The organism is Actinoallomurus bryophytorum (assembly GCF_006716425.1).
Taxonomy (GTDB): domain Bacteria; phylum Actinomycetota; class Actinomycetes; order Streptosporangiales; family Streptosporangiaceae; genus Actinoallomurus; species Actinoallomurus bryophytorum.
In genome coordinates this window covers 3397654-3418999 of record NZ_VFOZ01000001.1, presented here as the reverse complement: position 1 = coordinate 3418999, position 21346 = coordinate 3397654, and the positions used below count along the sequence as shown (strand labels likewise).

Sequence of the window (21346 nt, the reverse complement as noted above, 5' to 3'; positions counted from 1 at the left end):
CCTCTTCACCAGGGACGACTAAGCTCACAAATGTGACTCATGCCTACCGTGTCGACAGTGAGGTCGGCCGCCTCAGGACCGTGCTCCTGCACCGTCCGGGGGCAGAGTTGAAGCGGCTCACGCCGCGTAACAACGATCAGCTTCTCTTCGACGGCATCCCCTGGGTCGGACGTGCCCAGCAGGAGCACGACGCGTTCGCGCAGGCCCTGCGTGACCACGACGTCGAGGTGCTCTACCTGACCGAGCTGCTGCAGGACACCCTTGAGTACCAGCCGGCACGGGACGAGGCGATCGCCGGCGTCCTGGACGACTTCCGGCTCGGTGACCAGCTTCGCAGGATCTTGGCGAGCTTCCTCGGCGACCTGACGCCGGAGGACCTCACCCGGGTGCTCGTGGCCGGGCTCGCCCACGAGGAGCTCAAGACCGGCCGCGGCCTGGTCTACCAGCTCATGGACCGGCATGACTTCGTCATCGACCCGCTGCCGAACCTGCTGTTCACGCGGGACTCCAGCGTGTGGATCGGCGATCGGGTCGCGGTGACGAGCCTGGCCATGCCCGCCCGCCGCCGCGAGACCGCGCTCACCCGTCTGATCTACCGCCACCACCCGAGGTTCGAGGGTGCCGAGACGATCTACGAACCGGCCCTGGAGCACCTCGAGGGCGGCGACGTCCTGATCCTGGCTCCGGGTGTGCTGGCGATCGGCACCGGCGAGCGTACGACGCCGGCGGGCGTGGAGCGGCTGGCCCGGCGAATGCTCCAGACAGGCCTGGCGCACACCGTACTGGCGGTGCCGATCGCGCAGGAACGCGCCACGATGCACCTCGACACGATCTGCACGATGGTCGACGTCGACAAGATCGTCATGTACCCGGCCCTGGCGTACTCCCTGACCGCCTATACCGTCACGTGTGAGAACGGCGACCTGCGTGTTTCACGGGCGCGACCGTTCCTGGAGGCGGCCGCGCAGGCGATGGGGATCGAGCGGCTCAGCGTGATCGACACCGGCCTCGACCCGGTCACCGCCGAGCGCGAGCAGTGGGACGACGGCAACAACACCCTCGCGGTCGGCCCACGGCTGGCGGTCGCCTACGAACGCAACATCGAGACCAACGCCCGGCTGGAGGCCGCGGGCATCGAGGTGATCAGGATCCAGGGCAGCGAACTCGGCAGCGGCAGAGGTGGGCCGCGCTGCATGTCCTGCCCGGTGCTCCGCGACCCGGCCTAGGCCCTGCGTCAGTGGGTCTGCTTGAGCATGCCCTGCGGGGTCTCGGCCGACGAACTGCCCAGGCCGTTCGACGCGTGTGAGCCGTTGGACCTGTGCGGGGAGTGAAGAGTCGCCCAGACCGTCGTACCGCCGTCCTCGTGAAGGACGCCCCAGCCATCGGCGAGGGTCTCGACGATGCCCAGGCCCCGGCCGCCGAGCGAGGACAGCGTGGCACGGGCGCGGCGGGGTTCGGTCATGGCGCCGCCGTCGCTGACGGCGAGCTGGATCAGGTCACCCTGCCGGGTCCACGCGACTCTGATGTCGCCCGAGGGGAGCGGGCGCGCGTGCCGCAGAGCGTTGCTGATCAGCTCGCTGACGATCACGGCCGCGTCGTCGGCGATGTCTTCGTACACCCCCGACTCGAGGAGCTCCTCCGCGAGGCGTCTGCGTACCACCGAAACGCTCGATGGCGCATGCGGCAGGAATACGACGCTCGACGCCCTCACCTCCCCAGGGGGCGCGGAACTTCTCCCGGACACTCCCCGTAACGTCACTCCGGTACGACCGAAATGCCCAGTTAAAGCGGTCGGAAACCCTGCCACAGGAATCCATTGCCAACACAACGAGCAACGGTGACCTCGGACACGCACGAAATGATGGCGTAGTTTGCCACCAAACGTCTAGTATGACCGGTTACTGAACGTGACCCGCACCGGGGAGCGTGAACCTCATTCGTGTGCCCACGCCACTCGCGCGTGCGTGCGCGGTGACCTCTCCGTGCTGGGCACGGGCCAGTCTTCGCACGATGTAGAGCCCGAGCCCGAGGCCGCCGAACCGGCGCCGGTCGCCGGCCTCCCCCTGAACGAACCTCTCGAAGACCCGCTCGCGGTCGCCGGTCGGGATGCCGACCCCGTCGTCTTCGACGGTGACGACGATCAAATCGTTTTCGGTCCCGGCGCGCACGCTGACCGTGCCCCCACCCGGGGAGTACTTGACGGCGTTCTCAAGGAGCTGGCCGACGATGATGTCGGTGGCCATGGCATCGCCGAAGGCGGCCGGCAGCACACCGTCGATCTCCAGCTCCAGCGTGTGCTGCTCGGACATGCCGCGGAACCCCTCAACCGCGCCGCGCAGCAGCCGATCGAGGTCGAACGGCTCGTTGGTCACCGGCAGGCCGTCGGGCATCGTACGGGAGTAGAGCAGGTTGTCGACCAGCTGTCCCAGCGTCTGAGCACGCTCGGCGATGATCGCGACCGCCTGTCGCCGGTCGGCGTCACCGAGCTTGTCCCACCGGTTGACCAGCGTCTTGGCGAACCCGTGAACCACCGTGATCGGCGTGCGCAGCTCGTGGCTGGTCATCGACAGGAACAGGTCCTTGGCGGCCTCGAGCGACTTGGCCTCGGTCACGTCGCGGAAGTCGACGACGACCTCGTCGTGATCTTCGATCTCGGAGTAGAGGACGTTGAGCCAGGTGCCCGACTCGACCTGGATCGTGGGTTCGGCGTCCGGCGCGGGCAGCGCGAAGGGCAGCGGGCGGCCGATGACCTCGGCGGGCGGGATCCCGGTGATCAGGCGAGCGGCGGGGTTCCACTGCCGGACGATGCCGTCGCTGTCGAGCACGGCGATGCCGTCCGCGCTGGCCTCGATGACGGCCCGCTCGTGCTTGCGCTGCTTGACCACCTCGGCATAGCTGACCGCGTTGCCGACGACGACCCCGGCGTGACCGGCGAACAGCTCGAGCAGCTCCAGCTCGATGTGGCCCGCCCGGTGCCCGGAGAACAAGGCGTACAGCGCACCGTACGGCCGGCCGTGCACGCTGGAGACACCAAGGGCGATCGTGTGCAGTCCCGACAGCTCCGCCCAGATCAGGTCGCTGAGGTCGCGGGTGTCCGCGGTGGCCAGCATGACCGTACGGCCGGAGCGCAGCAGCTCACCGACCAGGCTGGTGCGCAGGTCGGACGTCACACCGCGCAGTTGCTCGGGCAGGCCGCTGATGCTGACGAGACGCAGCGCGTTGGTCGCCTGCTCGATGAGGACGAACCCCGCGGCGTCCGCGCCGGTCAGCTCGATGACGCTGGCGGCGACCCGGTCGAGGACGGCCGGCAGCTCCAGCTCGGCGTTGAGGTCGGCCACCACGTCGTTGAGGCGGCGTACGAGCCGGATGCGCTCGGCGGCCTGGCGCTGGACCGTCTCGTCCTCGGCGGCGGCGCGGTAGAAGCCGACCCAGCCGATCGGCTCGCCGTCGGCGGAGCTCATGCCGCTGACGATGGCGCGGATGTCGAACAGGTGCCCGTCGCGGTGCAGCCGCCGGGTGGCGAAGGAGATGTGCCCGCCCTCGCGTACGCGTTCGAGTACGGCTCGGTGCTCGGCGGTGTACTCCTCCGGGATCGTGCGTAGCGGCTTGCCGATCACCTCGTCGGCGTGCCACCCGAACATCCGCTCGGCCGCGGGATTCCACAGGCATACGTTCAGATCAGGGCCAACGGCGATCATTGCGTCGGCGGCCGAGGCCACGGCCGCACGCATCGTCGCGTCGGAGCTGTCCACGTTGCCATAGTGCCACCGCTGGACGGTCGATCGGTTGCGAAACCACGCTTACGTCAAGGTCAAGGAGACTTCGCATATCCGGATGAGTCTTCGTCGGCGCATGCTTCGGCAGCGCGGTGCGACCGAGTAGGAGTCCGTGACCCCTGGCCGAGGCCAAGCGGCCATCGCCTGGCAGAGGCTTGCGGACAATGTGACCTCTATGGAGACAGATAGTGCGATTCGGGTAGAAAAACGGATCCGTCAACCGCCCAGCAACAGGCATACGGCCTAGACAGCGAGGATTCACCGCAAGAACGGTCTTCTACGGAAAGCTTTTACGTGACTACCTATCGTGCCGCTCTCGAGGGCACGCCTGATCGTCGACGCGCCCGGCGGCATCCGGCCACGCGTTTCCCGTCCAAGCAGGCCAGTTACATATGCCGCAAAGCGGTGCGATCGGTTACTATCGCGCTAAAGGCCGGACGACATGCGCTATAGGCAGATGCGGCGACGTCGTTGGCGGCCGCATCAGGTACCCACGTTGAGCGGCGACCATGGATGGGGTCAAATGGATTACGATCGCGAATCACTACGCGCCCTTGCAAGCGAACTGGATAGCGACGAGCTGAAATTCGAGAACTCCTTTTACTTGAGCGGTGAATTTTACAACCCCAGCGGGGACGATTTCATGCTGGACACGAGCTACACCGGCGCGGAGGAGACGCCCCTGCGGGACAGCACATACACACTTGAGCTGTCCCGGGCGTTTTACAGCGCCTGCGAAAACGGCGATGAAATCCTGACTAAGATGAGTGACCTTCGATTTGGGATCGCTAACGCCATTGATCAAATGACCAACGACCAAGACCATGCAGAAGTAAAAAACAAGGACGAAATCGGCACGCTCTTCAAAGCGCTCGACTAGAAAATCGCAAGGACGTTCTCAACCAACGACACGTAAGGAGCTTTCTCCATGGTGATCCGAAGCATTCCTCCGGAGCCGCAACCCTCATCCATCTCACAACAGTCCTATGAGGACCTCATAGGAAACGTTAATCTTGTGATGGATTATGAGCATATTCCTTGGGAGTTGGTACCGGTCGCCAAACGGCTCAACCTGAAATGGCCAAGTTTTACGGACTACGAGATTCCGAGCTGGGTCGACGCCTGGGACAAGTGCTACAGCAGTAGCACTCTGCTCAGAGCTGCCAGAGGCGCACTGAAAAACGCACTGAGCGCCAACGACAACGCGGGCGTCGATGCTCTGGGAGATTACTGGAATGACAAAGTAGAAAGCTATATGAGTAACACTTCGCGCTCTGCTCTGGAGATCCAGAGTGCCTTGGTAGTTGCTGGAATGCGGGTGGTCAACTACAAGAAGATCACGTTGACGACGATGCAAGGCCTTTACGAAAAGGAGCACTCCTGGTTCCACAAGCCATCCGACAAGGACTATGAGGTGAACGGCGAGAACTTGAGCAGGCAGCTGGCAAGCGTCAACGAAGCGATTGCCGACTGCACCAGGCGAGTGAATGACGCCAACGGAGCGCTGGAAAACGTGAAGTCGAAGCTCACCGCCGACCTGGGAGCGTTCCAAGCGAAAGGCGTTAACACCTGGGGTCCCGACCGGAAATAAGGGCGTCGTGATCAGTTCGCCCTACGTCAGAGTGCTTACTCCGCGAGTCGCCGCCCGATGTCGTCCAGAGTTCTCTGGTACTCGTCCATACGATCCGTGTAGGAGGCTTGAAGGTCATCGACCTTCTTCCTTACGGCTTCCACCGACGCGCCGTCGATTTCGACTAGCTTCCCGAACAACTCTTCGTGCGCGGCCCGCAACGCCTGGCACACATACTCTGCGAGTACGTCGGCAGACTGTCGCATCATTCGGGGGTCGAACCCGACCGCGTCATTCGCGCCGTTGATGCTGACAGTGACCCGCACTTTCCCATCTGCCGCTTCGCCGTGACCGATGGCTTCAAGAATGGGGTTCGGCGACGCTCCTGCACTGGACTCGGACTTGGGCACCGAGAGCTCCCTCATTTTAAATTGACGCTCGCGGGATCAGTCTTCGTCGCGAGGTTATGGGCGTACGCCAGTGGGTTCGGAAGCCTAGCGGTCAAGTGCAGCCGAGATCAAGATCACTTCACTGTCGCACCGTGTCAGGGATTTCTTATTGCCTGCCGCGTTGTCGGTGGGCTTGAGCCTGCCCACCGGCGGAGGGCTTAGGGCCCGATCAGGAGGCGTCGGGACGAGAGAGCGCGCCGATCGCCGCGGTTACGACGGCCGCGGCGGTGAAGGACAGCAGTGAGGCGCTCATCCAGCTCGACGGTGTGAAACCGAGTGCGTCCTGGACGTCGGTCCACAGCCGCGACCACCAGCCCATGTTTCCCGGGTTGATCAGCTGGTACGTGGCGATGCCGACGGCCCAGGCGACGATCATCGACCAGCGCGCGGGCGCGCGCTCGGACACGTCCCAGCCGCGACGTCCGCCGAAGCAGAAGAAGTCGACCACGAGCACCCCGAGCATGGGCACGAACACCGACCCGATGAGACTCAGGAAGTCGTAGTAATTGTCCATGTTCAGCGCGAGGGCGAACACCATGATCAGGCCACTGAGCCCGACCGTGAGCACCCGCCGGTCGACCCGCGGCACCAGGTTCTGGATCGACATGGCGGTCGAGTAGACGTTCGCGAACGACTGGTCGGCCTCACGCAGCACGAACACCGCGAAGAACAGGGTTCCCAGTGCGACGTGCTGGAACGGCCCGAACACCTTGTCCGAGTCGCCGGCCACCAGGGCGAGCGCGAGCAGCCCCAGGACGTACGCGACGATCTGCGTCAGCCCGTACGCGACGGTGGCCGCGCCGAACGCGGCGCGCTCGGACTTCGAATGGCGGGTGTAGTCGGCCGCCATCGGCACCCAGGAGATCGAGACCGCCAGCGCCGCGTCCGCACCGACCCAGAAGTGGCTCCACGAGCCATGCGTGAGATTCGGCAGCGGCTGGCGCGACAGCTGGATGTAGAAGTACACGAGGGCGATCACGACCGCCGCGGTGACGTACCGGCGCAGCACGCGGACCGACCCGAGTGGCCAGATCGTGAGCACCGTCGTGATGACACCGGCGATCACGACGTACACCCAGTGCGGACCACCGCCGAAGAGTTGCTCGGCCGCGTCCGCGATGACGATCAGCTCGAACGTCCCCCAGCCGATCATCTGGAGGATGTTCAGCACGGTCGGTACGTACGACAGGCGGGTGCCGAACAGGCCGCGCAGCAGCATCATGGCGGGCACACCCGCGCGGGCGCCCGGCACCGCCGCCAGCCCGAGCATGATCCCGCCGATCACGGTGCCCACGACCATCGCGACGATCCCGGCCACGATCGGCAACTGCGGCACATTGTCGGCGCCCGGCGCCAGCACGGTCGCCGCGCCGGAGAACGCGAGCAGGCTCACGCCCAGGTTGGCCCAGAAGGCGCTCTGATCCCAGAAGCTGAGGACCTTGGGCGCGGGCTCGTCGAGGGTGTACGGAGCCTCATCGCGTGGACGGTCGACAACAGTGCTCACGGGCCCTCCGTCGCCGGCCCTGTGAGCAACGCCGCTGTGCCCATTTGTTCGCTCGCTTCGCTCACTCACGAGCACACTCCCTACGCCGGCATTACCCGGTCAGGTTCGAGCGGTCGGCGGCACGCGAAGCCGCCCTCTCAGCCCGGTCGACGCCCGAGCTCCCGCGATATCCAGTTGGCAGGTGACAATGTATACCGGTTTGGGGCAGATTGACCTCAGGCGACGAAGGGGTCCGTGCCCGACTCGCTCACCATCGGTCGCCCCGCCGCCTCCCAGGCGTGCATCCCGCCGTCGACGTTGGAGGTCTTCCAGCCGGCGTTGTTGAACGCCGCCACGGCCTGCGCGGACCGGGATCCGGCCCGGCAGATAACGTAGACATCGCGGTCGTTCGGGACCTCCCTGGCGCGGTCGTTGAGCTCGCTCAACGGAATGTGCACGGCGTCGGGCGCATGCCCCGCCTGCCACTCGTCGTTCTCTCGCACGTCAAGAAGGAACCCATCGTCCGGGACGGCCGAGGCCGCCACGCTGGGTAGTCGATTATTGAAAAGATTCACGCGTCCACGGAACCACGCACCACCCGCCGGAGTCGAATCGTCATGAGGCAATCTCTATCGAGACTGGGAAGGACGGCCATCGTCGTGCCGGGGATCCTCACGGCACTGACACTGGCCGGCTGCAAGGACGACCAGGGAACTCGCGCGGGCCAGCCGAGCGACCAGGCCTCACCGCCCGCATCGAGCACGACGCCCGGATCGCCGTCACCGGCACCCGGCTCGGCGTCCCCGGCTCCTCCTTCCGGCAGCCAACCCGGCACGGACACCACGAAGCTGACCATCACCGTGAAGATGGCGCCCAAGGCGCAGACGATCAAGCGCACCCTGAAGTGCGACCCGCCGGGTGGTGACGCGCCCGACGCGGCCAGCGCGTGCGCCGCGCTGACCAAGGTGGCCGCGGTCAAGAGCGGCGACCCGTTCGCGCCCACGCCGCCGGGCCAGATGTGCACCCAGATCTACGGCGGCCCGCAGACGGCCACGATCAAAGGCACCTGGCACGGCCGGCCGGTCGACGCCACCTTCGGGCGCAAGAACGGCTGTGAGGTCAAGCGCTGGAACGACCTCGCCGCGCTGTTCGGGCCGCTCGCGCACACGCCCACGCACTAAGAGGGCCTGACCGCAGCGATCCCCGCACCCGCTGCGGCCTCCCCGGCGCCCGGCGAGGGCGCCGGGGCTTGTCGTGTCGTACGGCGCGGTGTCCAGGCGACGCCTTGCCGCGTGGGCTCTTACTTGAGCAGGCGTGACATTCGCCGGTCGGCGAGCGGCTTGCCGCCGGTCTGGCAGGTCGGGCAGTACTGCAGGGCCCTGTCCGCGAACGACACCTCTTTGATCGTGTCGCCACAGACCGGGCATTTTTCTCCCGCCCTGCCGTGCACTCGCAGGCCCTGTTTCTTCTCGCCCTTGAGATCCTTGGCCGCCAGGCCCTTGGAGCGTTCGACCGCGTCGCCGAGCGTCGTGATGATCGCCTCGTACAGAGCGGCGACCTCCGCCTCGGTCAGGCTCGCGGCGAGCTTGTACGGCGACATCTTCGCCACGTGCAGGACTTCGTCGGAGTAGGCGTTGCCGATGCCGGCGATGACGCTCTGGTCGCGCAGCACGCCCTTGATCTGCGTACGGCGCCCGTCGAGGATCCCGGCCAGCGTCTCGACGCCGAACTCCTCCTTGAGCGGGTCGGGCCCGAGCGTCTTGATGCCGGGTACGTCCTGCGGGTCGCGGACGACGTACACCGCGAGCCGCTTCTGCGTGCCGGCCTCGGTGAGGTCGAACCCGTACTCGTCCTCGAGGTGCACGCGCATCGCGAGCGGCCCCTTGCCGGGCCTCGGCGGCACCGGCGGCAGCTTGTCCTTCCACCGCAGCCAGCCCGCGCGCGACAGGTGGATGACCAGGTGCAGGCCGTCCACGTCGAGGTCGAGGAACTTGCCGTACCGTGCGACACCGGTGATCGTCAGCCCGCTGAGCGCGGTGATCGGCGGGTCGTAGGTCTTCAGGCAGGAGATCGCGACAACGTCGATGCGGGCGACTGCCCGGCCGACGGCGTTCTCGCGCAGGAACGCGGCGAGCGACTCAACTTCCGGCAACTCCGGCATGCACCAAGGCTAAGCCTGTCCACAGCCCTGTGGATACCGAAGAGCCGAGACGCCCCCTAGCTAGGCACGTCCCAGAAGGCCAGTTCATGCCGCATGCCCGCGGTGAACATCGCGCGAGCACGCTCCGGATCCGGCGCCGCCTCGTTGATCATCGCCGCGACACGTCGGGTGAGCATCACGAAGCCCGGATCCGCGTACGCCTCCACCCAGCGGCGGTAGCGGGGCTCGGCCGGAGGGTTCTGCCCGAGGATCCGCCCGAGCGTGGAGTACCCCCACATGCAGGGATAGAGCGCCGCGAGCCCCTCGCCGTACGAGGCGGCCGCCTCGAGCAGGAACGCCGTGTACGCCGCGCAGGCCGGCCCCTTGGTGGCGCCGTCGAGATCGGCCCCGAACTCCTCGGCGAGGGCCCGATGGAGCGAAAGCTCCTCGAAGAAGGTCGAGTGCGCCAGCTCGACCAGGTCGCCGAGATGCCGGTCGGGCGCCTGCCAGGCCAGCCGGGCGAACACCCGCACGTAGTCGTGCAGGAACAGGTAGTCCTGCTCCAGCCAAGCGCGGAAGACGGCGACATCGAGATCACCCCGCCCGATCCCGGCGACGGTCGGATGCCGCAACTGCTCCTCGACCAGTGGCCGGCCGATCGCCTCGAGCTCGCTCGCCAGACTCATTCCGGCAGTGTCACACGCCCGGACGAGACTCCCGCCGCAGACTCCCCGCCGGCCAGCGATTCCCCGCCCGCTAGATTCCCCCAACCGAGGATTTCCCGCCCGCCTGGATTTCCCGCCCGCCAGAGACTCCCCGCCCGCCCAGGGGGCTCCAGCCCACTTCTATTGTCCAGGCTGAGCGGCAAGGGGAGTAGGGATCGGCGGACCTGTGGATAACCACCGTTCGCCCCGCGCGGGTGGGCGTTACTTCGCCCGTTCGCGGCCCTGTAGAGGTGCTCGACGGACGGGTCACGACCTGTGGATAACCGCCATCCGCCCGCGCGGGTGGGCGTTACTTCACCCGTTCGTGGCCGCGCACGTGCTCGACGGAAGCGTCGCAAGAGGGAAAGAACACACTTTCGTGTCCGTCGTCCCAGCGAACCAGGTACGGCGGCGCACCATCCGTCCCGTGCACCTCGAGGATCACGGCCTGGCGGTCTTGGTCGCCGACGTGATGTCCCCTGATCAGCAACGCGTCGCCGGTCTCAGCTCGCATCATCCCTCCCATCTCTCGCAACAGGAATCAATTCGGCCTGTGCTCACCGTCGCAAGGAGGCAGGAAGCCGGAATAGGGCCGAAGGTCCACCGGCCCACGCCGAACGTCCACGCGCCCCCAGCGTGCCGCGGGCGTATTCCTGGAAGGGGGAGCACGTGACCCCGAACGCAGCGAGAGGACCCCACCGACACAAAGGCCACAGGGACGAACGCGGCGAGGGGCAACCCTGGTCGTTCGACTGAGGAGGCCGCATGACCGTCACCATCGCCCTCGGCGGCGACACGATGCTGGGTCGCGGCGTCGCCGAGGAGATCGCGGCGCGCGGCCCGTACGACCTGTTCGACCCCGGGATCCGCCGCGCCTTCGCCGAGGCGGACCTACGGGTCCTGAACCTCGAGTGCTGCGTCTCCGACCGCGGCCGGCCCTGGGACGCACCAGGAAGGCCGTTCCACTTCCGCGCCCCGCCGGCGGCCGTGGCCGCGCTGACCACCCTGGGCGTCGACTGCGTGACCCTGGCCAACAACCACGCGCTGGACTACGGCCACGACGCCCTGTCCGACACCCTCGACCACCTGAGGCGCGCCGGAATCCAGACCGTGGGTGCGGGGAGGAACCAGGCAGAGGCGCGGACACCCGCCGTCCTGAAGGCCGGCGGTACGACCGTCGCCGTCGTCGGCCTCACCGACCACCCGGCGGACTACGCCGCGACCGAGGACACCCCGGGAGTCGCGTACGTCCCGCTGAACGACGGCGTCCCCGCATGGCTGACCAGCCAGATCCAGGGCCTGAGTGCCAGGTACGACGTCGTACTGGTGACTCCGCACTGGGGTCCCAACATGACGACGGAGCCGCTCCCGTACATAAGAGAGTCGGCAGCGAGCCTTCTCGAGGCCGGAGCGACCCTGGTGGCGGGCCACTCGGCCCATGTCTTCCACGGAGTCGACGGCCGGATCCTGTACGACCTGGGTGACCTCATCGACGACTACGCCAGGGACGAGACCCTGAGGAACGATCTCGGCCTGGCCTTCCTCGCCACCCTCACCGGCACAGGAGTCGACATCAAGGCCGTCCCCTTGGCCCTGGAGTACGCCCACACCCGCCGGGCCGAGGGCAGCGAACGGACCTGGATCGAGAACCGCCTGAGAGAAGCCTGCGCCGCACTCACCCCGGACCGCGATGGCCCGCCGCAAGAGGATCCCCGATGACGAGGGGCAGCAGGCGACGGCCATCAGCCCTGGTCTTCGGCCTCGCTCCGCAGCTTGTCGAACGCGGCCCTGCGTTCCCCCAACGCGTTGTTGAACGACTCCAGGATCTCGTCGAAGTGGCTCCGCATCTTGTCCTGGGTGACGTCCTGCTCCTCGACCCCCTCGGGTGATGCCCCCGACAGCAGCAACCGGCTCTTGGCCGCGATGTCGTCCTGCGCGGCGTTGAACGCCTCGAGCATGCCTTCGGCGATGGTCGCGCTGTTCGTCCGCATCACCCGCGGGTTGATGGTGACGTCGGTGGCGCGTCCCGTGCTGTCCACCGTCACCTGGATCAGTCCGTCCGCCCCCTTCCCCTCACCCACCAGGTTGCCGAGTTCGGTCATGGCCTCGGTGAGACCCTGCAACGCCTGCTCGCTCTGGCGAGCGACGCGGTCCAGGTCCTCTAGCCGGAAGTCATTCGGGTCGAAATCGAACATCAGTCGTTTTTTCCGTTCGCGCTTTGGAAAATGAACGTTCCCTTAAATCTCGGCAACCGGTCCGCGACACCCGATCGAACTAACCCCCATGTCAGAGTCCACGGCGCGCCGACTCGGTCTTGGCTGCTGCATACTAACGCTTAGCCGACCATCATTGGCCGGGGCCCGACATGCTGGCACCGGCCGACGATCCACGACGTTGAAAAAGGTTTTCGAGGCGCCAATGGACGACCAGCAGCCGAGCATCTCCGCTCTGATCAATAATGGCGGTCAACGTAGTTATTCGAGCCAGGCCGCGAGCCTCCCGAGCGTCCGTAGTCTGCCGCGGCAGGCCCCCAGCCTCCCTCCCAGGGCGTCGGACCAAGAGCGGTACGTGACCTCCGAGGGGATCGAAAGTGTCCGTAAGAAGATAGACACCGATCTCAAGCAATTCTTCACCGACGTGAAGACCTATGTTGATGACACGGACCTGTCGTTCCCCGGGTGGGGGGCTCTCGGTTCTCTCCTCATCGGCTTCCAGTACAGCCACATACAAAATGACGTCCGGCAGAAAGCCGATGACGGGCACGACACCGCCGACGCGATGGCGACCGCCCTGGGTGTCGTGAAGACCAACTGGAGAAATGCCGAAGACGCCAACACTGTCGTCTACCAATAAAACGGGGGACCAATGGGATTGCACGCTGCGGGGCGTGGGGTCAGGCCGACTTCGGCAGGAGGAAGGCACGCCGCCGCGCGCGGGATGCGGCCGGGCGCCGGCGGCTCGAACATCGCCGAAGAGGTCCTGGCGAAGCTCAAGGACGCGGCGAAGCTGGAGCGGATGATCGTTGCCGGCGTGTTCGTCTCCGTGACCGCGGTCGCGAACGTGCCCGCCATGGGCGACGCCGCCGCCAACTGGCGCTCACGGATCTCCGGCGAGTTCGACAAGGCGGGCAACAACCTGGTCTCCGACATCATCACCATGTCGGGTAAGGACTGGATCTCCGAGGACCAGAAGGCCTTCGTCAAGACGATGGAGGTCTTCAAGGGCGAGCTCGAGACCGCCCGGAAGTACATCGAGACCATAGGAAGCACGGTCGACGAACTCGGGGACACCTACCGCGCCTACTGGGTGGCCATAGGTTCGATGGTCGGCGCGGCCATCATCGCGCTGCTCGTCTATCAGGCGATGAAGGTCACCCCGCAGGGCGCCGTGCTCGGGGAGTTCATGTCGAAGGCGCTGGGTCTTCTCGTGGTGGCATTCATCGCCACGGTCACGGCCGGGCTGGCGAACATCCTCGAGTCGGCGGGCGGCATTTTCAAAGTGATCTTCGGTGGAGCCTCGTTCGTGCAGATGTTCAACCTCAAGCCGACCGGGGCTTCGGCGATCGATTTCAAGAAGGCCGTCATCGATGTCTCGCCGCCATCGACCTGGCTCGAGCCGAAACGCGACAAGCCTCGGCCGTACGGCTCCTGAGCGCCGCGTCGAGCGCCCCATGGCCGGTGAAACAGCGGAGATCCTCCTGCGATGCCGCCGAGCGGGCTCCTGGGCCGGCCTGTGGCGGCTGAAGAAGGGCTGGGCGGGGGTCGCGTTCCTCGGCCTGGTCGTGTCCGCGATCGGCTGGGTGAACCTCCTGGCCGCCGCGGTCCGTGGTGAGGGCACCGGACTCTCCGCCCGGCCGTACGAATGGTTCTTCACGGCCGGTGGTGGCCTGGTGATCATCCTGACCGCCGCGACGGACACATCGCCGTGGCTGGCGGCACGCCGCGGCCGGCCGGTCCGGCTGACACCGTCCGGCGTCACCTATGGCGGCCGTGACACCGTGCCGTGGAGCCGATTCCAGCGGCTCGACCTGGTGCCGGGGGCGGACGGGCGGCAGGAGCTCGTGGGCGTCCTGGCGGACGCCGAGGAGCTGTCGGCGCGGCTGAGCGCCTACCGCATCGGACCCGACGCCGTCAGCCTCGGCGACGTCGACGACCGCCCCGAGGTCCCCGCGGTGGTGCGTCGCTGGCGGGACGGGACCCCGGTGGGCCGCATCGACCACCCGCCGCCCGAGTAACGCAAATCACTCTTGCCTCACCACAAACGCGAAACGGACTCAAGTGCCGGTAACGCCACAGCTGAACGGCTCTTCAGCATCCTGAGTCACGGAAACCTTGTTTCACATCAAAGAAAACAGCCCCCGCGCTTGCCGCTCGGGGGCTGCTTCGACACTCTGAGGGAGGGCAACTTCCGTCGGTGCCCCCGCGTGGGCCACCGACGAAACTCCCTGACCAGCTGCGGGGCAGCGGGGCCAGGATGGTGATTCCACCATGGTGAAGATCATCTTCCAGTGAGGTTCGTCGGTGGACGCCACCGATCCGGTGGCGGTCAGCCGCGTGCGATCTAGGTGGCGACCTGCAGCACACCGACGTGTCGGCGGCCGCCGGACTCCCCCTCGCTCCGGCGCACGGCCGAGGCCCTGGCGTCATCCTCCCCGGCATGCCGCTGGGAGGCCGGTCGCGCGGCGTGAACACCGACCGGTCCGCCACTTGCCGGCCTGTCGGTGGCCGAGTGGCGCGCGGGCTCGGTCCCGCCGGGCGTCGAGGTCACCGCTCCCCAGGAGGGGCTGGCGGCCGTCCTGGCGGCGCGTCTGGCAGGGCACGACCGGGCGCCGAGGTCGCGGCGCGCCCGCTGGCGGGCCTCGGTCTGTCGAGGGTTCCGCCGTCTGTGACGTCAAGCCGTCCGCCCGGTGCGTCACCTCCGGCTCAGGAGGCACCGTCCTTTGAGGCCGGTCAGTGCTGGGGGACCCGGCGCGGCCATGTCCTGCCCTTGTGGTAGCGCTCGATCAGGTACGTCACCCCGTCCAGTCGTCCGGCCATCGCGGGGTCGGGCAGGGCGGGGTCGGGCTGGGAGAGGTCGGAGTCGAAACAGGTCGGGTCGAAGATCCAGTCGGGCTTGGTCCAGTCGCCAGAGGTCGGGATCTTCGTCCCGTTCGGCAGTGTCGGGCTGCCGATGGCATTATTCGGCCTGAAGAACGGATCTGTGATGAACCACTTGCCGGCCCAGGTGAAGTCGTTGTCGGTAAGGGCGAATTCCGTCCAGTACCGTGTGAACCAGTCAGGTCCGAAGTCGGTCCACGCCTGGCCGGCCAGGCCGGCGTAAAGGCGGGCGAGATGGCCGCGCACGGTCGGCGGATCCAGCACCGCGCAGTCGAGTTCGGCGTCGTTCTCAAGCGATCGCCGGTTCATGTTGGCGGATCCGCAGACGAGCAGGGCGTCGTCATAGGTCTGCACCTTGTCGTGGACGTAGACGCCCACGCCGGAGGCCTCATCCCACATGTTGAGGACGAGCACGCGGGACCGGTTCGCCGGCGCGAGGTCGTTCCACAGTGCTTGCATCGCGGTCCGGCGCAGGCCGAGTTCCTTGTCGGGGTTGCTGGTCCCGTACGGGGGCAGCACGATCAGCAGCCGTAGCGTCGGGCACGTGTTGAGTCGGACCGCGAGCAGTTTCGCCAGTGGCGTGCTCCAGAAGTACTGGTCCCAGATCGTGATGAGGTGACGCGCCTGGGCGACGGCCTTGGCCACACCCGCCATGACGGTGAACTCGCCTCGGGTGAACGGACCGAAGACGCGTGTGGGGTACATCGGGATGGTCCGCCACATCTGCACGACCCCCCCGCTCACCGGATCCACCGGCCGGGTCTTCGGCAGCGGGATCAGTTCCGCCTGGCCCCCGGTGTTGAACGTGACCGCGGTGAGCTGCACCTGGTTCCGCTGGCCGATCGTGCTCGTCCGGTCGAACAGGTAGACCCTGCCGATCGTGGACGTGCCCTGCCTCTCGTTCGGGCTGATGATCCACCGTTCGGCGAACTGGTCCTCCAGCGAGGCGACCACGGGTCCTTCGAGTTTCAGGTGCTGGTCGTGCCAGTGGCGGTTGAAGCCGCCGTAGGCGACGCCGGGCAGGTCCTCGGGGAAGGGCTCGTTGTTGACCTTGTCGGCCGGATCGTAGGGATAGGCCGGGTAACCGCTCGGCGGCAGGGAGGCCTGCCGCGGCCAGCCGCCGGCCGCCGGCGGCGAGCCGCTTCCCGACTGCCAGTCGCCGAGCGCCGTACGGCCGTGGCTGCCGAAGTCACGCCGGGTGAAGGCCAGGTCGACGCCTCCGCAGAACCCGACGTTCACCGACCCGACGCGTACGGCGACCATCTTCTGGTGCAGTGACGCGACCGTGGGCGAGTTGGTCGAGTACGCGGTGCGCAGGTCCAGCGCCACGACTCCGAGAGGCGTCGTCGGATTCCATCTGGCCGTCAGCTGGGCGTTGTGGTCCTGGATGGCCGCGGCCAGGTTCCAGTGTTCGGCGGCGTGCGGCCCGAGCTGTGTGGCCTGGGCGCTGGTCGGCATCCACAGCATGATCCGTACGACGATCCCCGCGGACATCATCCGCAGGATCAGGCCGAGCGCGGTCTGGTCCTTTTCCGGCTGGGTCTTGACGTCCCACCGCCTGCCTCCCCAGGAGTTCGTCTCCGAAAGGTCCCGCAGGCCGTTGAGGAGCCAGTCCGCGATGTAGACGTGGCCGCGCTCGCCGGGAGGGACGCCTTCGGCGGACTGCCTGCGGGCCTCGGCGATGGCGGCCTCGAACGCCTCCCGGATCGCGCCCATGGTGTCGAAGCCGCCGACCATGGGAGTGACCATGCACCCGTGGTCCCATGGCATGCCACCAGTCCAGGCGCGCCGGGCCATGGCCGTGCCGTCCCCCCACGGCCGGCCGTCTCCGTCGTCGGCCAGCACGTCGGTGGCGGTGAACTCCAGCAGCCAGTCCTCGGGCCTCCTCGAGACGGGGAGTGGCCAGCCGTCGGTGGGTCGAAGAAGATCGTCGGGCAGCACCGCCACGGCGGACATCAGGTCGTTCCCGGTCGCGGTGTTCGTGTCGGCCACCACCTGCCAGGTGCCGACGAGACTGGTCCTCGTGTAGAGCTTGCCGTCCGTGCCGACCGCCAGGATCGTGCCGTCGGTGAGGACGCTCACCGAGACGACCGTGCCGCTGTTGGGGACCAGATGCCAATAACTCCCCAGGTCCAGGTCGGCCCTCGTGCAAAGCCAGTCGGTGTAGCCGATGCCGAGCAGGGAGCCGTCCGGCATCGTCGTCACGGCCTTGATCGCGCTGTCGCTACGAACCGGCAGCCAGGGGTCGTTCAGGGAGGCCCGGGTCATGAGATTGTCGACGACTCCGCTCGTGACGCCGAGGATGGTGCCGTCGGCCATCGTCGTCACGTCGAGAAGCTCGACTCCGCCGGACACGTCGGTCCAGTCACCGGTGGTCTTGTCGATCAGGCACAGCCGCCCGGTCTGGGACACGCCGAGCAGGGTCCCGCCCGGGCCCGCTGACAGGGCCCGCAGCTCGAGCCCGTCGCGGAGCGGCCTCGTCCACCACGTGGGCGGCTGGAAGTCCGGCCAGACGTACGCCTGCTGGTCCTCGCCGACACCGAGCAGGGAGCCGTCCGGCAACGCGGAGACCCAGGTCACCCCGCCTCCGCCGGGCACCTCCTGCCAGGTGCCGGAGACACCGTCCCGGACGTAGAGCCGCTTGTCCGTGCCGGCGGCCACGAGCCGGCCGTCCGGCAGGCTCGTCACCGCCTGCACGTCCACCGGGTCCCTACCCACGGGGTTCCACAGCCACATATGGCCTGGCCGGTCGGTGTTCTTCTTCCAGGTTCGTACGTGAAGCTGGTAGTCCGGATCGCTCAAATAATCGTCGGAGACACCGATGACGCTCTTGTCCGGCAGGACGGTGACGCTGCGGACCCCCCGGCTCGTCTCCCACATGAGGGGAGCGGCGCCCAGATCGTCCCACTGGTAGACCCACTTGTCCGCGCCGACGCCGATGAGCCGGTCCGTCGCGGTGACCGCCAGCAGCGGGTGGGGGTAGGACATCTTCTGCCAGGACGTCGCGGTGCGCCCGGTGTTCTGGTGGAGGTATCCATCGGTGTCGACACCGATGAAGGTGCCGTCCGGCAGCGCGGTGACCGCCCGCAACGGCATCCCCAGGCCCATCGGCCGCCAGCCGATCGCCGGTAGCCGCGGGCAGTGGAAAAGGCCGCCGCCCTCACCCACGATCAGGATCCCGCCGTCCGGCAGCGCCGTCATGTCGCGCGTGGAATGCCCGCCGCCGGGCCCGCCGACCGGGAGTGGCGCCCAGCGCTTGTCCAGGCCGAGGACCAGCACCTGACCGTACTCGTCGATCCCGATGAGCCTGCCGTCGGGGAGTTCCGCCACCGAGTGCATGGACTCGTTGTCCGAGACGAGGCTCCAGGAGCCGTCGATCCCGTCCCGCTGGTAGACGTACTGTTTGTCGTAGTCGATCCCGTAGATCTTTCCGGAGGCTCCGGCCGCCACGTTCAGCAGCGAGATATCGGTCCGGTCCCTGCTGTTGATCTTCCAGGCCGCGCCGAAACCGTCGTCCTTGTAGCAGAGCTTCTTGGAGCCGCTGTCCACGCCCACGACATCGCCGTCCGGCAGCGCTCCCACCGACTGCACCGTCAAGTTCTCGTCGGGGGGAACGGGGACCCGCTGCCACTCGGTCGACAGCGTGGCACGCGTGTACAGCCTGCCGTCACTCCCGGCCGCGACGAACGTGCCGTTGGCGAGCACGGCGACGGAGACGACGGGAACCTCGCTCGGTACCGCCTTCCAGTGGATGACGTTCTCCCGGGCCCTCAGCCGGTAGTCCTTCGTAACAGTGATGATCACGCGACGTCCCTTCTCCGCACCGTCCGCATGCTGAACCGGCCGTCGACCGGCCCCGATGGCCATGCGTTGCCACTGGATCGGACACCACTGGTGTCATCTCAGGGACGCCGCGATGGCGACCTCATATTCGGCTCGGGCCGCGTGCGACACATCAGGGAAAACCCTCAACTCACCCCTACGTCCGCTTCAAGATCCGGAGGCGGTGGGGAGCGCGAGGCTTGGTCGTTCGTGCGTCAGGTCGCGTCGAAGTCGCCGTGACGGCCGGTGCCTCGGGTGAAACGGGTGGCGCCCTTACGGGCCTCCGCCTCCAGCGCCACCTCGCCTTGGCGCCACTCATTGGCCAGCGCGGCGTCCAGGGACAGGCCGTCCTGTTCGTACGCGGAGCCGACACGACGTGCCCGCACGCACGACCCTGGCCGGCACGATCGCGGCCGCGCTCGCCGTCGCCACCGGGACCCGTACGCGCGCGAGCCCCGCGCACGATGCCGACGCGCGTGACGTCGGCGAGCATGGCGTCGGCGAGCATGGCGTCGGGCGGTGGTAGGCCAGTTGCCGGAGCGGTCAGCGCCTCCGAGCGTCGCACGGCGGGGGGCGTCGCGCCCGTTCTGCGGCGCGCAGCGGCGAAGAACTCCCACCTCGGCACCTCTCTACCCGCAAGAGAGGCATGGGCGTACACCGAGATATGGGGCAGGGGCTCGGTCGCGACCGGCCCGGCACGATCGTCGTGTTCGCGAGGTCAAGGAGCTAACGCGCGGTGTTGTCATGGCCTGAGTCCGACGGCGGCTCGTGTCCGACCCTGCCGGACCGCTTCGCCGGACGAGACGAGAAAAAAGGGGCCTCCACCGGGCGGTGAAGGCCCCCCTTCTTCGATCTCTCAGGCGGTGATCTTCCGGTGGAAATCGGCGTGCACGACCTGGGCGGCGTCCTCTTCCGAGGCCGCCGGGACGGATCGTGCGGCGTCGACAGCGTCGGCGTCAAGGTTCGCGTGCTGGCCGAAGGCGACCATCCACGCCTGTTTCCAGGTCGTGTCGATCCTGTTGGCTTTCCAGCTCGCCCACGCGAACGAACGCAAGATCAACGCCTGGTTCGCCACGCTTCCCGGTCCAGACGGGCTGCCCCACCGAAGAGCTCGTCACAAAAAACCCAAACCTCTGGGCACCTGGACCCCGACAGGACACATCGACCCACCTGCCGCCTGAGTAACGTAGATCACTCTTGTCCCACCAAGGCCACAAAACGGACTGAAGGGCCGGTAGCACCACAGCCACCCGGCCCTTCAGCATCCTGAGTCACAGAAAGCTGGCCCTTCATCAAAGAAAACAGCCCCCTCGCTTGCTGCGGGGGGGCTGTTTCGACACTCTGAGGGGGCTACTTTCGTCGGTGCCCCCGCGTGGGCGAGGAGGGATTTGAACCCTCACATCCTTTCGGACACACGGACCTGAACCGTGCGCGTCTGCCGTTCCGCCACTCGCCCGTGGCGTGTCAGAGGTTAGCACCTCGCAAACAGTGGCCGAAACTCGGTTGCTTCATGCGAACCAACGCACGGATACGATCGTCTAGCAGTGGAGAAGGGAGGTGCACGTGGGTGTCCTACAGCGCTTCGAGCGCCGGCTCGAAGGCATGGTGGAGGGTGCCTTCGCTCGGGCTTTCAAGTCGGAGCTGCAACCAGTGGAGGTCGCCAGCGCCATCCAGCGTGAGATGGACGAGCGCGCCGCCATCGTTGCGCAGGGTCGCACGCTGGTCCCCAATGACTTCGTCGTCGAGATCTCGCATCCCGACGGCGAGCGGCTCGCGGTCTATGCCGACAGCCTGAGCCAAGAGCTCGCCAACCTCGCACGTGAGCACGCGAAGGAGCAGGGATATTCCTTCGTGGGACCGGTACGCGTGCGGTTCGAGAACGCCGACGACCTGCGTACCGGCATGTTCCGGATTCGCTCCGGCGTCATTCGTGGCTCGACGGTCGAGGGCGGTGAGATCCGCCAGCCGATGAGCGACATGCCGCCCCCGTCGCGTGGGTTCTCGGGTGGGCGGCCGCGCCTGCTCGTCAGCACCGAGGGCCAAGAGAGCCACATGTACGACCTGACCACACCGGTGACTCTGCTGGGCCGTGGCACCGATTGTGATCTTCGGCTTGTCGATCCGGGAGTTTCCCGGCACCATGCCGAGATCAGGGTCGAAGGTCCGGAGGTGGTCGCGGTCGATTTGGGCTCGACCAACGGCACTTTCGTCAATGGCCAGCCGATTCGACGCGTGACGCTGCGCGACGGCGCTCGTGTCACTCTCGGCCGTACAACCCTCGTGTTCCGTCGCGACAGGGAGTAGCT

22 protein-coding genes, 1 tRNA gene and 1 riboswitch are annotated in these 21346 nt (G+C 67.1%); of the genes, 10 read left to right on the top strand and 13 right to left on the bottom strand.

Annotated elements, in window-relative coordinates:
• The first annotated feature begins 32 nt into the window (after positions 1-32).
• On the top strand, positions 33-1226 hold the full coding sequence (locus tag FB559_RS15950) for an arginine deiminase (RefSeq protein ID WP_141956354.1): 1194 nt from the start codon (positions 33-35) through the stop codon (positions 1224-1226).
• Between the two features lie 8 nt (positions 1227-1234).
• On the opposite strand, the gene FB559_RS15945 is transcribed toward FB559_RS15950, so the two are convergent.
• Positions 1235-1711: an ATP-binding protein gene (locus tag FB559_RS15945; RefSeq protein ID WP_141956353.1), complete on the bottom strand. Its 477-nt coding sequence runs from the start codon at positions 1709-1711 to the stop codon at positions 1235-1237.
• Positions 1712-1898: 187 nt separating this feature from the next.
• A complete protein-coding gene (locus tag FB559_RS15940) occupies positions 1899-3752 on the bottom strand; it encodes a PAS domain-containing sensor histidine kinase (protein WP_342780939.1) in 1854 nt (617 codons plus the stop codon).
• Between the two features lie 547 nt (positions 3753-4299).
• Here FB559_RS15940 and FB559_RS15935 point away from each other — a divergent pair.
• Positions 4300-4656 carry a hypothetical protein gene (locus FB559_RS15935; RefSeq protein ID WP_141956352.1) on the top strand — a complete coding sequence of 119 codons (357 nt, stop codon included), beginning with the start codon at positions 4300-4302 and terminating at the stop codon, positions 4654-4656.
• A 48-nt stretch (positions 4657-4704) separates the two neighbouring features.
• Positions 4705-5367, top strand: coding sequence for a hypothetical protein (locus FB559_RS15930; RefSeq protein WP_141956351.1), 663 nt, complete (start codon positions 4705-4707; stop codon positions 5365-5367).
• 35 nt (positions 5368-5402) lie between these two features.
• Here FB559_RS15930 and FB559_RS15925 read toward each other — a convergent pair whose 3' ends face one another.
• The 3 genes from FB559_RS15925 to FB559_RS15915 all read right to left on the bottom strand — a co-directional run bounded on the left by FB559_RS15925 (position 5403) and on the right by FB559_RS15915 (position 7853).
• Positions 5403-5756, bottom strand: coding sequence for a YbaB/EbfC family nucleoid-associated protein (locus FB559_RS15925; protein ID WP_185792237.1), 354 nt, complete (start codon positions 5754-5756; stop codon positions 5403-5405).
• A 208-nt stretch (positions 5757-5964) separates the two neighbouring features.
• Entirely contained in the window at positions 5965-7299 is a 1335-nt protein-coding gene (locus FB559_RS15920) for a purine-cytosine permease family protein (RefSeq protein WP_141956349.1), read from the bottom strand.
• Between the two features lie 61 nt (positions 7300-7360).
• A riboswitch (TPP riboswitch) is annotated at positions 7361-7474 on the bottom strand.
• A gap of 40 nt (positions 7475-7514) precedes the next feature.
• Positions 7515-7853 (bottom strand): rhodanese-like domain-containing protein, encoded by a 339-nt coding sequence (locus FB559_RS15915; protein ID WP_141956348.1) that lies wholly within the window; start codon positions 7851-7853, stop codon positions 7515-7517.
• 84 nt (positions 7854-7937) lie between these two features.
• Here FB559_RS15915 and FB559_RS15910 point away from each other — a divergent pair, with 84 nt between their 5' ends.
• Positions 7938-8459 carry an SSI family serine proteinase inhibitor gene (locus tag FB559_RS15910; RefSeq protein ID WP_246121636.1) on the top strand — a complete coding sequence of 174 codons (522 nt, stop codon included), beginning with the start codon at positions 7938-7940 and terminating at the stop codon, positions 8457-8459.
• A 119-nt stretch (positions 8460-8578) separates the two neighbouring features.
• Here FB559_RS15910 and FB559_RS15905 read toward each other — a convergent pair whose 3' ends face one another.
• The 3 genes from FB559_RS15905 to FB559_RS15895 form a co-directional block, all read right to left on the bottom strand.
• Complete coding sequence (locus tag FB559_RS15905; RefSeq protein ID WP_141956346.1) at positions 8579-9439, bottom strand: Fpg/Nei family DNA glycosylase; 861 nt, start codon at positions 9437-9439, stop codon at positions 8579-8581.
• A 56-nt stretch (positions 9440-9495) separates the two neighbouring features.
• Entirely contained in the window at positions 9496-10104 is a 609-nt protein-coding gene (locus FB559_RS15900) for a TenA family protein (protein WP_141956345.1), read from the bottom strand.
• 328 nt (positions 10105-10432) lie between these two features.
• On the bottom strand, positions 10433-10636 hold the full coding sequence (locus tag FB559_RS15895; protein ID WP_141956344.1) for a DUF1918 domain-containing protein: 204 nt from the start codon (positions 10634-10636) through the stop codon (positions 10433-10435).
• Between the two features lie 251 nt (positions 10637-10887).
• On the opposite strand from FB559_RS15895, the gene FB559_RS15890 reads away from it, so the two are divergent.
• A complete protein-coding gene (locus FB559_RS15890) occupies positions 10888-11841 on the top strand; it encodes a CapA family protein (protein ID WP_141956343.1) in 954 nt (317 codons plus the stop codon).
• A 23-nt stretch (positions 11842-11864) separates the two neighbouring features.
• Here the strand turns inward: FB559_RS15890 and FB559_RS15885 are convergent, their stop codons facing one another.
• Positions 11865-12317, bottom strand: a complete 453-nt coding sequence (locus tag FB559_RS15885; RefSeq protein ID WP_141956342.1) for a YbaB/EbfC family nucleoid-associated protein — start codon at positions 12315-12317, stop codon at positions 11865-11867.
• 223 nt (positions 12318-12540) lie between these two features.
• Here FB559_RS15885 and FB559_RS15880 point away from each other — a divergent pair, with 223 nt between their 5' ends.
• The 3 genes from FB559_RS15880 to FB559_RS15870 all read left to right on the top strand — a co-directional run bounded on the left by FB559_RS15880 (position 12541) and on the right by FB559_RS15870 (position 14356).
• Positions 12541-12975, top strand: a complete 435-nt coding sequence (locus tag FB559_RS15880; RefSeq protein WP_141956341.1) for a hypothetical protein — start codon at positions 12541-12543, stop codon at positions 12973-12975.
• Positions 12976-13059: 84 nt separating this feature from the next.
• Positions 13060-13773 carry a hypothetical protein gene (locus FB559_RS15875; RefSeq protein WP_141956340.1) on the top strand — a complete coding sequence of 238 codons (714 nt, stop codon included), beginning with the start codon at positions 13060-13062 and terminating at the stop codon, positions 13771-13773.
• A 19-nt stretch (positions 13774-13792) separates the two neighbouring features.
• A complete protein-coding gene (locus FB559_RS15870) occupies positions 13793-14356 on the top strand; it encodes a hypothetical protein (RefSeq protein WP_141956339.1) in 564 nt (187 codons plus the stop codon).
• A gap of 715 nt (positions 14357-15071) precedes the next feature.
• Here the strand turns inward: FB559_RS15870 and FB559_RS15865 are convergent.
• Positions 15072-19022: a phospholipase D-like domain-containing protein gene (locus FB559_RS15865; protein ID WP_141956338.1), complete on the bottom strand. Its 3951-nt coding sequence runs from the start codon at positions 19020-19022 to the stop codon at positions 15072-15074.
• Positions 19023-19255: 233 nt separating this feature from the next.
• Complete coding sequence (locus FB559_RS43895; protein ID WP_185792236.1) at positions 19256-19426, bottom strand: Clp protease/crotonase-like domain-containing protein; 171 nt, start codon at positions 19424-19426, stop codon at positions 19256-19258.
• Here FB559_RS43895 and FB559_RS43890 point away from each other — a divergent pair.
• Positions 19417-19566 carry a hypothetical protein gene (locus FB559_RS43890; protein WP_185792235.1) on the top strand — a complete coding sequence of 50 codons (150 nt, stop codon included), beginning with the start codon at positions 19417-19419 and terminating at the stop codon, positions 19564-19566. The two genes, FB559_RS43895 and FB559_RS43890, sit on opposite strands and share 10 nt — an antisense overlap.
• 330 nt (positions 19567-19896) lie before the next feature.
• Here the strand turns inward: FB559_RS43890 and FB559_RS15860 are convergent, their stop codons facing one another.
• The gene (locus FB559_RS15860) at positions 19897-20094 is read right to left on the bottom strand and encodes a hypothetical protein (RefSeq protein ID WP_141956337.1); all 198 of its coding nucleotides are present in this window, start codon (positions 20092-20094) and stop codon (positions 19897-19899) included.
• 319 nt (positions 20095-20413) lie between these two features.
• A tRNA-Leu gene (locus tag FB559_RS15855) sits at positions 20414-20496 on the bottom strand.
• A gap of 107 nt (positions 20497-20603) precedes the next feature.
• Here FB559_RS15855 and FB559_RS15850 point away from each other — a divergent pair.
• On the top strand, positions 20604-21344 hold the full coding sequence (locus tag FB559_RS15850) for an FHA domain-containing protein (RefSeq protein ID WP_141956336.1): 741 nt from the start codon (positions 20604-20606) through the stop codon (positions 21342-21344).
• Positions 21345-21346: the final 2 nt, after the last annotated feature.